This is a genomic window from Blautia sp. TF10-30 (assembly GCF_003481245.1).
Taxonomy (GTDB): domain Bacteria; phylum Bacillota; class Clostridia; order Lachnospirales; family Lachnospiraceae; genus Fusicatenibacter; species Fusicatenibacter saccharivorans.
In genome coordinates, this window is record NZ_QUKM01000009.1 from 26,098 (window position 1) to 38,857 (window position 12,760).

Sequence of the window (12,760 nt, forward strand, 5' to 3'; positions counted from 1 at the left end):
TACACAAAACGCCGAAATTCGGGAAAGTAGGTGATTTGACTTGCAAAGGAAGGTTGGATGCTTGTATAATAATGCATGATAATTTAAAAACTTACAGGAAAAGAGGAATGAAAATGGCACAGTTATGGGGCGGACGGTTCACAAAAGAGACCGACAAGTTAGTGTATAATTTTAATGCATCCATCAGCTTTGATCAGAAATTCTATAAACAGGACATCAAAGGCAGCATGGCACATGTAAAGATGCTGGCAAAACAGGGCATTCTGACAGAAGAGGAGAGAGACCAGATTCTTGCAGGACTGGAGGGGATTCTTGCCGATGTAGAGAGCGGAAAACTGGAAATCACCAGCGAATATGAGGATATCCACAGCTTCGTGGAGGCAAACCTGATCGACCGCATCGGAGACGCCGGAAAGAAGCTGCACACCGGAAGAAGCCGCAATGACCAGGTAGCCCTCGATATGAAACTTTATGTCCGCGATGAGATCACCGAGATTGATGCACTCGTCAAAGAGGTGCTGGTAACACTCGAAAAAATCATGGAAGAGAACATTCACACCTATATGCCGGGATTCACCCATCTGCAGAAAGCACAGCCGATCACACTGGCACATCACATGGGCGCATATTTTGAAATGTTCCGCCGCGACAGAGGCCGCCTTGCAGACATCTACAAGAGAATGAATTACTGTCCGCTCGGTTCCGGTGCGCTGGCTGGAACGACGTATCCGTTGGACCGCGCTTACACAGCAGAGCTGCTCGGCTTTGACGGCCCGACCTTAAACAGCATGGATTCCGTATCCGACCGTGACTATGTCATTGAGCTCCTCAGTGCTCTTTCTACGATTATGATGCATCTTTCCCGCTTCTCCGAGGAGATCATCATCTGGAATACCAATGAGTATCAGTTTGTGGACATCGACGACGCATACAGCACCGGAAGCAGTATCATGCCGCAGAAAAAGAATCCGGATATCGCAGAGCTTGTTCGAGGAAAAACAGGCCGCGTTTACGCAGCTCTGATGTCAATGCTCACCACTATGAAGGGAATCCCGCTGGCGTACAACAAAGATATGCAGGAGGATAAAGAGCTGACCTTCGATGCCATCGACACCGTAAAAGGATGCCTGGCTCTGTTCAATGGCATGCTTTCTACCATGCACTTCAAAAAAGACCGCATGGAGAACAGTGCAAAGAACGGTTTCACGAATGCAACGGACGCAGCTGATTACCTTGTTGGAAAAGGCGTTCCGTTCCGCGATGCACATGGCATTGTCGGCCGTCTCGTTCTGTACTGCATTGACAAAGGAATCTCACTTGATGATATGAAACTCGAAGAGTACAAAGCGATCAGCCCGGTCTTCGAAGATGACATTTACGATGCGATCAGCATGAAAAACTGCGTGGAGCGACGCAATACGATCGGCGCGCCGGGAGCAGATGCGATGCAGGCTGTCATCGAGCAGAATAAAAAATATTTACAGGAAAATTGAAAAAACAGTTGCAATTTTGAAAAAATTGGTATAGTATGACATGAGACGCACAAATGTACGCCACAGAAGAACAAGGAGATGAAACCAATGGAGCAGAAATTGAGAGTAGGAATTTTAGGAGCAACCGGTATGGTAGGACAGAGATTTATTTCTCTGCTGGAGAACCATCCGTGGTTTGAAGTTGTGACCCTGGCAGCAAGTCCGAGAAGTGCCGGAAAAACATATGAGGAAGCAGTCGGCGGACGCTGGAAAATGGATACTCCAATGCCGGAAGCAGTGAAAAAGCTCGTTGTGATGAATGTAAATGATGTAGAGCATGTGGCATCTACCGTAGATTTTGTATTTTCCGCTGTTGATATGTCGAAAGATGAGATCAAAGCGATTGAAGAAGCATATGCAAAGACCGAGACACCGGTTGTTTCCAACAACAGCGCACACCGCTGGACACCGGATGTGCCGATGGTAGTGCCGGAAATCAACCCGGAACATTTCGATGTCATCGAGTTCCAGAAAAAACGTCTGGGCACCAAGAGAGGATTTATTGCGGTAAAACCGAACTGCTCCATCCAGAGTTATGCGCCGGTTTTAACTGCATGGAAAGAGTTTGAGCCGTATGAGGTTGTTGCAACCACATATCAGGCAATTTCCGGAGCAGGAAAAACCTTCAAAGACTGGCCGGAGATGGAAGGCAACATCATCCCGTTCATCGGCGGAGAAGAAGAGAAGAGCGAGCAGGAGCCGCTTCGTATCTGGGGTAAAATTGAAAACGGCGTGATCGTAAAAGCAACTGAGCCGAAGATCACCTGTCAGTGTATCCGTGTTCCGGTATTAAACGGACACACCGCAGCTGTTTTCGTAAAATTCCGCAAGAAACCGACGAAAGAGCAGCTGATCGAAAAACTGGAGAACTTCAAAGGCCTTCCGCAGGAGCTGAATCTGCCAAGCGCACCGAAACAGTTCATCCGTTACATGACAGAAGATAACCGTCCGCAGGTAACACTGGATGTCAACTACGAGAACGGTATGGGAATCAACGTAGGCCGTTTAAGAGAGGATTCCATCTACGACTGGAAATTCGTAGGTCTGTCCCACAACACGGTCCGCGGCGCAGCAGGCGGAGCAGTACTTTGTGCAGAGACACTGGTTGCAAAGAAGTTTATCGCTGCAAAATAATGCTTAGAATGATATAAAAAACGCCTCTGAAACGTTTTGGATTCAGAGGCGTTTTTTGTGCATGGATCAAAATAACATAGCATGTGTTTGAAACATCGTTCCTGCAATCTGCACGCCCAATTTTGCAGGGTATCGAAAGCAGCAAAAAAGAAGCGCCATACGGAAAATCCCGCGGCGCTTCTTTTATGCTCAAATAATTCTATTTACGCAAGTATTGGATAACTTTAGAATTTGCCAGCTTTTGCTGCCTCTTCAACAGCTACAGCAACAGCAACAGTCATACCAACCATCGGGTTGTTTCCTGCGCCGATCAGACCCATCATCTCTACGTGAGCCGGTACAGAAGAAGAACCTGCAAACTGAGCGTCAGAATGCATACGTCCCATTGTATCGGTCATACCGTAGGAAGCAGGACCTGCTGCCATGTTGTCCGGGTGAAGAGTACGTCCTGTACCACCGCCGGAAGCAACGGAGAAGTATTTTTTACCAGCTTCGATACGCTCTTTTTTGTAGGTACCTGCAACTGGATGCTGGAAACGAGTCGGGTTGGTGGAGTTTCCGGTGATGGAAACGTCAACGTTCTCTTTCCACATGATAGCAACGCCTTCACGAACGTCGTTAGCGCCGTAGCAGTTAACTTTCGCACGCGGTCCATCGGAGTATGCTTTTCTGAATACTTCTTTCAGTTCTCCGGTGTAGTAGTCATACTCAGTCTCTACATAAGTAAAGCCGTTGATACGAGCGATGATCTGAGCAGCGTCTTTTCCAAGACCGTTCAGGATAACACGCAGAGGTTTCTGACGTACTTTGTTTGCTTTTTCAGCGATACCGATAGCACCCTCAGCAGCTGCGAAGGACTCATGTCCAGCCAGGAATGCGAAGCACTCGGTATCCTCTTCCAGAAGCATTTTACCAAGGTTACCATGGCCAAGACCAACTTTACGCTGATCTGCTACAGAACCCGGGATACAGAAGGACTGAAGTCCCTCACCGATTGCTGCAGCAGCTTCAGAAGCTTTGCGGCATCCTTTTTTGATTGCGATTGCTGCGCCTACAGTGTAAGCCCATTTTGCATTCTCGAAGCAGATTGGCTGAATGCCTTCGATCATTTTGTATACATCAAGGCCAGCAGCTTTTGTAACTTCTGCAGCTTCTTCGATGGAGTTGATTCCGTACTCAGCAAGCTTAGCCAGAATCTGTTTCTCTCTTCTTTCATATGATTCAAATAAAGCCATTTTCCTATCCTCCTAAATTATCTGATTACTCTTTTCTCGGGTCAACGATCTTAACAGCATCAGCAACACGTCCGTACTGTCCGCTTGCTTTTTCGAAAGCTGTGTTTGCATCATCGCCGGCTTTGATGAAGTCCATCATCTTTCCGAAGTTGATGAATTTGTAACCGATAATCTCATCATCTGCATCCAGAGCGATACCTGTTACATAACCGTCGGTCATCTCCAGGTAACGAGGTCCTTTTGCAAGAGTTCCGTACATGGTACCAACCTGGGAACGAAGTCCTTTACCAAGGTCTTCCAGGCCTGCGCCTACAACCAGTCCGTCCTCGGAGAATGCACTCTGGCTTCTTCCGTAAACGATCTGCAGGAAGAGCTCTCTCATAGCAGTATTGATAGCATCACACACAAGGTCAGTATTCAGTGCCTCAAGGATGGTAAGTCCTGGCAGAATCTCAGATGCCATAGCTGCAGAATGAGTCATTCCTGAACATCCGATGGTCTCAACGAGAGCTTCCTGGATAACGCCCTCTTTTACGTTCAGAGTCAGTTTGCAGGTACCCTGCTGCGGTGCGCACCAGCCAATACCGTGAGTGAATCCGGAAATGTCTTTGATTTCTTTTGCTTTTACCCATTTTGCTTCCTCCGGAATCGGAGCTGCACCGTGATGCACGCCCTGGGCAACCGGACACATCATTTCTACTTCGTGTGAATAAGTCATTGTTAAACTCCTTTCAAATATGTACTTATTTGAGCTTTTGTCTTTCGAACGGACTGTTTCCAGCCTGTTCACAGACCTATGGTTATTGTCTCACAAAATTGGTCATTCGTCCAGCATATTTTGATAAAAAATTGCAAAGACCACCGGAAAACGATAAAATTTCCGGCGGTCTTTTAAATCAATCGGTTTGGTTTTCTCTCGATAAAAGAGAATTTTTTTTAATTATCAGATTTTTTTGACAATTTCTTTCGCATTCTTAAAAATATGACCTGACGGGATCACACCGCGAACACAGGAGAGTGGATAAATGTTGGAATTTCTTCCGACAACCGTTCCCGGGTTCAATACGCTGTTACAGCCGACCTCAACTTCATCGCCGAGCATCGCACCGAATTTTTTCAGTCCGGTTTCGATCTGTTCATCTGCGCCTTTGACAACAACGAGCTTCTTATCGGATTTTACATTGGAAGTAATGGAACCGGCACCCATATGGGCTTTGTATCCAAGAACAGAGTCGCCGACATAGTTGTAATGCGGAACCTGTACTTTATTAAAGAGAATGACATTTTTCAGTTCGGTGGAGTTTCCAACGACAGCGCCTTCGCCGACGATGGCGTTTCCGCGGATAAAGGCACACTGACGGATCTCAGCGCCTTTTCCAATGATGCATGGGCCGTTAATGGAAGCGGTCGGTGCGATCACGGCATCTTTTGCGATCCAGACATTTTCGCCGCGTTTTTCGTATTCTGCCGGATCGAGTGTTTCGCCGAGTTCAAGAATAAAATCTTTAATGAGCGGAAGCACTTCCCATGGATACGTTTTGCCTTCAAAGATTTTTGCGGCAATGGTCTGGGTTAAATCATAAAGTTCAGAAATGGTTGCATCTTTCATGCGTGATTCATCCTTTCTTGTTTTAGTTCCTGTTTATCTTACCACATTTCAGGAGTTCTGTGCGCCTTTTTTTCTGGCGGTGGAATAGGACTTTGCAGAGGAGTCTTCTGCAGCGGTACGTTTCCCGGTACGGGAGCGCGTGGAAGAGGCTTTTCTGTAATACGGCGCGGACGCATCAAAGCTGCTCTTTAGCTGGAACTGATTCCGCAGCTGCTTCACATTTACCGTGTGGCGTGTCACAAAGTTTTCCAGTTTTCCCATATATTCCTCGGAGGTAATGGAGCCTTCCGCTACATAGGTAAGTCCCTTTTCCCAGCTTGCCGTCAGCTCCGGATTCAGAAGCGGGCGGATCGACTGGTGTACGACGTCGTAGATCATTTCGCCAAGCTGTGTCGGGGTGATAACCTGCGTCTTTTTGTTCAGAGCAAGATATTTGATAAAGACAAGCTTTTTCAGAATCTCAGCACGCGTCGCACTCGTTCCGATGCCGCTTCCCTTAATCTGTTCGCGCAGCTCCTCGTCTTCAATGAGCTGTCCGGCATTTTCCATTGCAAGGATCATCGAACCGGAGGTGTAGCGTTTTGGCGGAGAGGTTTCTCCTTCCTTGATAGAAAGGCCGAGAAGATTCAGCTCGCTGCCTTTCTGCAGCTGGGACAGCGCTGCAAGAAAAGAGGGATCGCAAGTCGTCTCGTCCTCCTTTCTGCCCTCGTCGTCCTCCTCTTTCTTACGGAAGAAAGAATACTGCATGGCTTTTAAATAGCCCTCCTGCACGAGAACGCGGAAGTTGGAGAAAAACTGCTCGCCGCCGATTTCGGTGACAAGAGCAACTTTCTGATAGACTGCCGGCGGATAGAAGATACCGAGAAAACGGCGGACAATTGTCTCATAAACTTTTGCGGAGAGTTCCGAGAGGTTCCGCAGATTGTTAAGGCCCTGTCCGGTCGGAATGATCGCATAGTGATCGGTAATCTGTTTATCGTTTGTATAGCGGGTGGAACCAATCTTTTTCCAGCTTTCACCCTGCAAAATTTCATTTGCAAGGCCGCTGCAGATACCGTACTGCTGCAGGCCGCGCAGGTTTTTGCTGATTTCCCTGGCAACGGCAGAAGAAAGCACACGGGCATCGGTTCGCGGATAGGTAACCAGCTTTTTCTCGTAAAGCTCCTGAACAACTTTCAGCGTTTCATCCGGACTGATTTTGAAAAAGCGGGCACAGTCGTTTTGCAGCTCCGCAAGGTTGTAAAGCAGTGGCGCATTTTTATTTTCCTTTTTTCGCTCCATTTTCAGGACATGCGGGATCAGAGGATTCTGCATGCTTAATTCCTCAATCAGTTTCTGTGCGTCCTCTTTTTTCTGGAAGCCGTTCTCCTTATAGAGAAGCGGAGAGTTGAAGTAGCGACTGCCTTTTACGGCGCGCCATTCCCCCTCAAAATTGCGTCCATTTAAGGAAAGACCGGCGATGACACGGTAGAATGGTGTTTTCACAAAGCTACGGATTTCGCGCTCCCGGCGTACGACCATGCCGAGCACACATGTCATAACACGGCCGACGGAAATAGACTGATATTTAGTGCCGAGATACGATGCGACAGCGCTTCCGTATTTGAGCGAGAGAAGACGGGAAAAGTTAATGCCCATCAGGTAATCTTCTTTGGCGCGGAGATAAGCGGATGCCGAAAGATTGTCGTATTCACTTTCGTCCTTCGCTTCGCGGATACCGCGCAGGATTTCTTCTTCTGTCTGCGAGTCGATCCAGACACGCTTCTGTTTCTTGTCTTTGATACCGGCCATCTGCGCGACGAGACGATAGATGTATTCTCCCTCACGCCCGGAGTCGGTACAGACATAAATGGTTTCAATATCCTCCCGGTGGAGCAGGTTACTCACAATGGTGAACTGCTTTTTTACTTCCGGGATAATTTCATATTTGAAGTTTTCAGGCAAAAAAGGCAGGGTCTCGAGACTCCACCTTTTTAACGCAGGATCATATTTTTCCGGATAGCTCATCGTAACCAGGTGACCGACGCACCAGGTTACGACGGACTGATCCGACTCTAAGTATCCATCCCTGCGCTGCATATTCTGTTTTAACGCTTTTGCGAACTCCTGAGCAACGCTCGGTTTTTCCGCAATGTATAAAGATTTTGTCATTTATCTGCACTCATCATTCGAAGCGGCCAGGCAAGGAGCACACCGCCTCCTATTGCGTTTCCTATAGTTACAATGACCATGCTTTTCAATGCGGCAGTCAGAGAAATGCCGCCTGGGACCAGAAGTGCAGCGGTAACAAAGGTGGCCATATTGGCAACGCAGTGTTCAAAACCGGCAACAACGAATCCGGTGATGCAAAGTATAATCATGAAAAATTTGGCAACTTCATTTTTGCATTTCATGCCGCAGGCAACGGCAAGGCAGACGAAGAAGTTGCAGAGAATGGCACGGAAAAACATTTCTCCGGCAGGAATGGAAAGTTTATTTCCAATAAATCCTGCGTAATAATCGGCAGTACCGGAAGCACCTGCCAGTACGAAAATTACGGAGAGAATCAGGCATCCGACAAAGTTTCCGATGTAGCTTACCAGCCATACTTTTCCAACCTGTGCCCAGGAGACTTTTTTGTCATAGGCCCCAAATGCCATAACAAGATTGTTTCCGGTGAAAAGCTCTGCACCGATAAAAACGATCAGCAGAACCGCAATGGCAAACACAATACCGCCAAGCAGTTTTCCCCAGGCAGGATCTGTACTCTGGAACGTATTGCCTACCACGTTGGAGAAAATCATGGCAACCACGATAAAGAAACCGGCCATGACTGCACGGAGAAAGTATTTCCCCGGGTGTTCTTTCAGCAGCCTTGCTTTGTTTACGGCTGCCTCTGAAAATTTTTGTACGTCATCATAAGGCATAGAATAACTCCTTTCTTATGTCCCGTAGGATGGACATATCCCCTCTCTTTTTGTCCGGGGGATGGTCTTTTTTTCCGAAGCAGCTTGCAAATGCTTCGGATTTCGCGCTTTCAACTTTGGCTATTATAGCATTTCCCGGAAAGATTCGCAATGAAGGAGGAAGAAAAAAGTATATTTCCACAGAAATGTCAGAAAATAAGGGGTAAAACGACAGATTGTATGATGAACTCAGAGGGATTGAAACAAGGATTGAAAGTTTTTTTTATGTTCTGTTTTACAAAGATCTCGGACACAGTGAAATTGTAAACCATGATGATCCGGCGTTTGTGAAACTGGTTTATCATCTGCACTGATGTTCATTCTTAGCAAAAACCTCATCTGCTGTTTTCATACAAAAGATAAAACGGCAGGTGAGGTTTTTGTAATGGGCCTCTGGAAAGGATAAACTAAAGCCGTATAGTATCCATTACACCGGATTTTTTCCGGTATTCTAAAGGAGTCATATGATACTGTTTTTTGAATAAACTCTGAAAATGAGGCTGGCTGGAAAAGCAGAGATAACTGCTGATTTCAGCCAGACTTTTTGTACTGTAGGTTAAAAGCATTTTAGCTTCTTCTAATTTACATCTTGTAATGAAAGCACCTATGGTAAAGCCGAGCTCAGTTTTGAATTTTTTCATCGTGTAGGAAGTACTTTTCTGAATGGAATCCGCGACATCATTCACAGAGATGGATTCGTTTGTATGTGTACGGATAAAATTCATACAGGTATAAACTTCTCTTGAGATTCCAGCAGGGATTTTGGTTTCACCTGCCTGCTGACAAAAATCCAGAATCATGGAGTATTGCAGTGCCTGGATTTTTTCCAGTGACTGCAGTGCCTCGCATTCCTGAATATAAAGATCCAGAAGCTGATATGTTTTTTCAATATCTACTCCTCCCGGAATGGCACCAAGAACAGCGGTTTTGATTGCTGTCACGATAAAAAGATTTTTGGCATGGCGAATCGGGGTTTTTGCAAGTCTGCCTTCTTCTAATTGTAATGTATTATTCTTCAAAAAATTCTGCAAAGCATTTACATTTCCGTTTTGAACAAACTGAAAAAGTTCGCATTCAAACTGGTAAGTGTTATGCATCTTTTTATTTTCCATATTTTCTGTAATGGATTTCAAATGCTGCTGGCTCTGCCGCAATTGCTGGGGTGCACGCTGTCCCAATAATTTCAACACACTGATTTCCTTGTGGTTCACACATTGATGCAGGAAAACAAGATGCTGACAAAATTGGATATGTGATAACCGGGGAATGGAGGCGAGAGCCTCAGCGATTACTTCCTTGTACTTCAGGGGCATGGCAGAGTCATGCATATAACTGCGGACGAGCTCATCTGTCACAGGAACGGAAAAAACCGGGCCTAAGATGATATATTCACCAGTAGCTTCAATTTGGACAGAGCCATATACAATGTCGGGAGATGCAAAACGAAATTCGGGATTATAATCGGATGGATAAAGCGGATAAGGGCTCTCTGTTGAGATGTGGAGCTGTTCTGATAAAGCAGAGTAAATAGCTCCTGCTTCAGTAATTAGATTCGTAGGAATTCCTGTAACGGCATAGTAATTTTTACAAAAAGTAACATAATTCATATGATATTCTCCTGGTATCTGTGGGATGCAGTGGATCAAATTTTCGTTTGAAAGTTTCTGCAAAGCAATTCACGATTCCTTCACTTCCAAATTTAAAGTATAAAATGGAAAAAGAAAAATAACAATACGAAAACATATAATTTTGTATGTTTTTATGTAATATCTTTTCTTTCATTTTTGATAAAGTGCGATTAGAAAAAAGGAAAGGCGGATCATACGTATGAGACAACCGATTAAAATTAATAAAACGAATCCAAATAAAGGTGTTCTCGATTATTCTTATCTTTTGGATGCACCAGCTGGAAAACATGGATTTGTAACGACAAGGAATGGCCATTTTTATTTTGAAGATGGTGTAAGGGCAAAATTTCTTGGGTTTAATGTGGCTGCAAGATCAAATACCCCGGATCATGAAACCGCAGAGAAACTGGCGGAACGTTTTGCGAGCCTGGGCGTGAATGTGATTCGGCTCCATGCAGCAGATGCCCCAATCGGCGAGGAACCGCGCAGCTGGTCCAGCTGTAAAGAAGCTCCACTTTTAGATTATGAAAAAGGAAACGGGAGAGAATTTCACCTGGAAGGTCTGGATCGATTTGACTATTTTGTCGCAAAATTGAAAGAGCGGGGTATTTACCTTCACATTGATCTTATCGTTGCAAGAGATTTTGTAGAAGGAGATGGACTGGATTACCCGGGGAATGCGGGATGCTGCATCAAACGTTTTCCCATGTACAATAAACGGATGATAGAGCTGCAAAAAGAATATGCCAGAAAGATTCTCTGTCATGTGAATCCTTATACAGGTCTTGCACTGATTGACGATCCGGCGGTGATCACGGTTCAGATCAATAATGAAGATTCTGCGATTAAAGGAACGATGGACACAGATCAGCGGGAAGAGATGCAGCCATATCGGGATGAGGTACAAAATCGTTTTAACAGCTTCCTCTTGATGAAATATGGAACAAGAGAGCGTCTGAAAGAAGCATGGACGTTTGAAGGAAAATGTGCGCTTGGCGAGGAAGAAGATCCGGAGAAAGGAACTGTGCAGGGAGCCGCAGGTAATTTCTATCAGCCGGAATGCGACCCTTTGGGAAAATGGGAAGAAAATGAAAGTCCGGCCCGCTATGCTGATTTTATGGAATTTGGCATTACGATGAATCGTAATTTTTATCAGGATATGAAAGATTATCTTCATTCCCTTGGAGTAAAAGTTCCGATCGTGACAAGCAATCTGGTTGCCGGTGCAGCGGATGTATATGGCCATACCGACGGGGATTTTATGGAAAATAACAGCTATTTTAATCACCCGCTGCTTCCGATCCAGGAGGCAAATACCTATCTGGTTGCAGGGCCGGCCGAATATGTGTCAACGAACCCGCTGACCATGCAGACAGGAGTTGGTTCTATGGCAACAACACTTTTAAATCTTGCTTCCGTTGCCATTGTAAAAGGAAAACCTTTCATGCTCAGTGAGTGGAACGAATATGGGGAACATCCTTTCCATTCGACAGCATATGTGCACACGGTTGCCTATGCATGCTTGAACGACTGGGACGGACTGATTTTATACAATTATCATACGTCGGAAAAGGCGGACGATCAGCCGGACGATGAAATCTGGAGTGTTTTTGATGTATATAATGATCCGGCGGTTATCTGTCAGTGGGGATTTATGGCATCTGTATTTCTCAAAGGGCTGGTATCGGCGGCTAAAAACCGTGTAGATGTCGTATATACACAGAACGATTTGAAAACACTGCCGAAAATGCACGCAATGCCAACTACTTTTTTACCTTACATCACATGTATGCGAAATGTATTCCTGGACGGAGGGGATACCTATCAGGGAGACGCGGCTGTTGCAGTGAACGCAGGATTTTTGAATGGGGCAGATCTCTCGGAGGCAGAACACGGTGTGTATTATGCATGGTCACCGTATCGTGACGCATGGCGGAAATATAAAGACCACAACAGGCTGAAACAGGCAGCAAAGAATGCAGAAGAGATACGAGAAGGCGTGTATCTGGGAGCACAGGCACTTGTCTTTGATGAAATTCAGAAAATCGCAGGCACAGGAGATTATCGTGAATTTGCTGCAATTCTTGACCGGGCAATGAAAGAATGGAAGATACTTTCGGAGGAATGTGGTCTGGTAGATGGAAAACTGATTTCTGATACAAAAGAGCTGGTGTTTGATCCGGCACATGCCCGGTTCGCAATTCATACACCGTATTGCGGATATTTCAGTGGAAGCCCAGCAGAAAGTCTGCGGCTGTCTGAAAAAATTGAGATCCAGTCAGAAAATGAGCGGATTACGCTGGCACTTCTTCCAGTGGGAAAGGAAAAACTGGAGCAGGCAGAGGAATTTGTGATCACTGCGATGGGAACAACGGGAATGGACAAGACAACGTATCAGGAAGGTGCACAGATGATGGGCTTTCCGTTTACAGCAGTACACTTTCAGGGAAAATTATATGCCGAAACGCTGGAAGGAAGAATCTACGTAAAAGCTAAGGAGGCCGTTCTTACAGCATTAGATCCGACGGGAAATGAAATTGGAAGAATAGAAGGAAAAGAGACAGAAAAAGGAGTATGTTTTCTTTTGTCAGGCAATCTTCCAAGTGTTCAATATAATTTAAAAATAAAAAAAGAATGCCCAAATATATAATATTAAATTGCTATATGTAATAAAAGA

10 protein-coding genes are annotated in these 12,760 nt (G+C 45.5%); 3 read left to right on the forward strand and 7 right to left on the reverse strand.

Annotated elements, in window-relative coordinates; translation table 11 throughout:
* The first annotated feature begins 113 nt into the window (after positions 1-113).
* Positions 114-1,493, forward strand: a complete 1,380-nt coding sequence (argH, locus tag DXD02_RS09600) for an argininosuccinate lyase (protein WP_055228597.1) — start codon at positions 114-116, stop codon at positions 1,491-1,493.
* An 87-nt stretch (positions 1,494-1,580) separates the two neighbouring features.
* Positions 1,581-2,666: an aspartate-semialdehyde dehydrogenase gene (gene asd / locus DXD02_RS09605; protein WP_022463016.1), complete on the forward strand. Its 1,086-nt coding sequence runs from the start codon at positions 1,581-1,583 to the stop codon at positions 2,664-2,666.
* A 66-nt stretch (positions 2,667-2,732) separates the two neighbouring features.
* Here asd and DXD02_RS16380 read toward each other — a convergent pair whose 3' ends face one another.
* From DXD02_RS16380 to DXD02_RS09640, 7 genes are all read right to left on the reverse strand, one after another.
* Positions 2,733-2,825, reverse strand: a complete 93-nt coding sequence (locus tag DXD02_RS16380; RefSeq protein ID WP_416388070.1) for a DUF6783 domain-containing protein — start codon at positions 2,823-2,825, stop codon at positions 2,733-2,735.
* Between the two features lie 65 nt (positions 2,826-2,890).
* Complete coding sequence (locus tag DXD02_RS09610) at positions 2,891-3,901, reverse strand: GGGtGRT protein (RefSeq protein ID WP_022463017.1); 1,011 nt, start codon at positions 3,899-3,901, stop codon at positions 2,891-2,893.
* Positions 3,902-3,926: 25 nt separating this feature from the next.
* Positions 3,927-4,619 carry an iron-sulfur cluster assembly scaffold protein gene (locus DXD02_RS09615; RefSeq protein ID WP_022463018.1) on the reverse strand — a complete coding sequence of 231 codons (693 nt, stop codon included), beginning with the start codon at positions 4,617-4,619 and terminating at the stop codon, positions 3,927-3,929.
* A 225-nt stretch (positions 4,620-4,844) separates the two neighbouring features.
* Entirely contained in the window at positions 4,845-5,510 is a 666-nt protein-coding gene (locus DXD02_RS09620) for an acyltransferase (protein WP_055228579.1), read from the reverse strand.
* Between the two features lie 48 nt (positions 5,511-5,558).
* Entirely contained in the window at positions 5,559-7,661 is a 2,103-nt protein-coding gene (locus DXD02_RS09625; protein WP_118666771.1) for a DNA topoisomerase, read from the reverse strand.
* The gene (locus DXD02_RS09630) at positions 7,658-8,416 is read right to left on the reverse strand and encodes a formate/nitrite transporter family protein (RefSeq protein ID WP_055228581.1); all 759 of its coding nucleotides are present in this window, start codon (positions 8,414-8,416) and stop codon (positions 7,658-7,660) included. Before DXD02_RS09630 ends, DXD02_RS09625 begins: the two co-directional genes overlap by 4 nt.
* A 446-nt stretch (positions 8,417-8,862) precedes the next feature.
* Entirely contained in the window at positions 8,863-10,062 is a 1,200-nt protein-coding gene (locus DXD02_RS09640) for a helix-turn-helix domain-containing protein (RefSeq protein WP_118666772.1), read from the reverse strand.
* 220 nt (positions 10,063-10,282) lie between these two features.
* Here DXD02_RS09640 and DXD02_RS09645 point away from each other — a divergent pair, with 220 nt between their 5' ends.
* Positions 10,283-12,733: a beta-galactosidase gene (locus DXD02_RS09645; RefSeq protein WP_118666773.1), complete on the forward strand. Its 2,451-nt coding sequence runs from the start codon at positions 10,283-10,285 to the stop codon at positions 12,731-12,733.
* Positions 12,734-12,760: the final 27 nt, after the last annotated feature.

Excerpts from the sequence above, each read along its gene's own strand:
- DXD02_RS09615 (WP_022463018.1), bottom strand. The coding sequence starts at position 4,619 with ATGACTTATTCACACGAAGTAGAAATGATGTGTCCGGTTGCCCAGGGC.
- argH (WP_055228597.1), top strand. The coding sequence starts at position 114 with ATGGCACAGTTATGGGGCGGACGGTTCACAAAAGAGACCGACAAGTTA.
- DXD02_RS09645 (WP_118666773.1), top strand. The coding sequence starts at position 10,283 with ATGAGACAACCGATTAAAATTAATAAAACGAATCCAAATAAAGGTGTT.
- DXD02_RS09620 (WP_055228579.1), bottom strand. The coding sequence starts at position 5,510 with ATGAAAGATGCAACCATTTCTGAACTTTATGATTTAACCCAGACCATT.
- DXD02_RS09610 (WP_022463017.1), bottom strand. The coding sequence starts at position 3,901 with ATGGCTTTATTTGAATCATATGAAAGAAGAGAGAAACAGATTCTGGCT.
- asd (WP_022463016.1), top strand. The coding sequence starts at position 1,581 with ATGGAGCAGAAATTGAGAGTAGGAATTTTAGGAGCAACCGGTATGGTA.
- DXD02_RS16380 (WP_416388070.1), bottom strand. The coding sequence starts at position 2,825 with ATGGCGCTTCTTTTTTGCTGCTTTCGATACCCTGCAAAATTGGGCGTG.
- DXD02_RS09640 (WP_118666772.1), bottom strand. The coding sequence starts at position 10,062 with ATGAATTATGTTACTTTTTGTAAAAATTACTATGCCGTTACAGGAATT.
- DXD02_RS09625 (WP_118666771.1), bottom strand. The coding sequence starts at position 7,661 with ATGACAAAATCTTTATACATTGCGGAAAAACCGAGCGTTGCTCAGGAG.
- DXD02_RS09630 (WP_055228581.1), bottom strand. The coding sequence starts at position 8,416 with ATGCCTTATGATGACGTACAAAAATTTTCAGAGGCAGCCGTAAACAAA.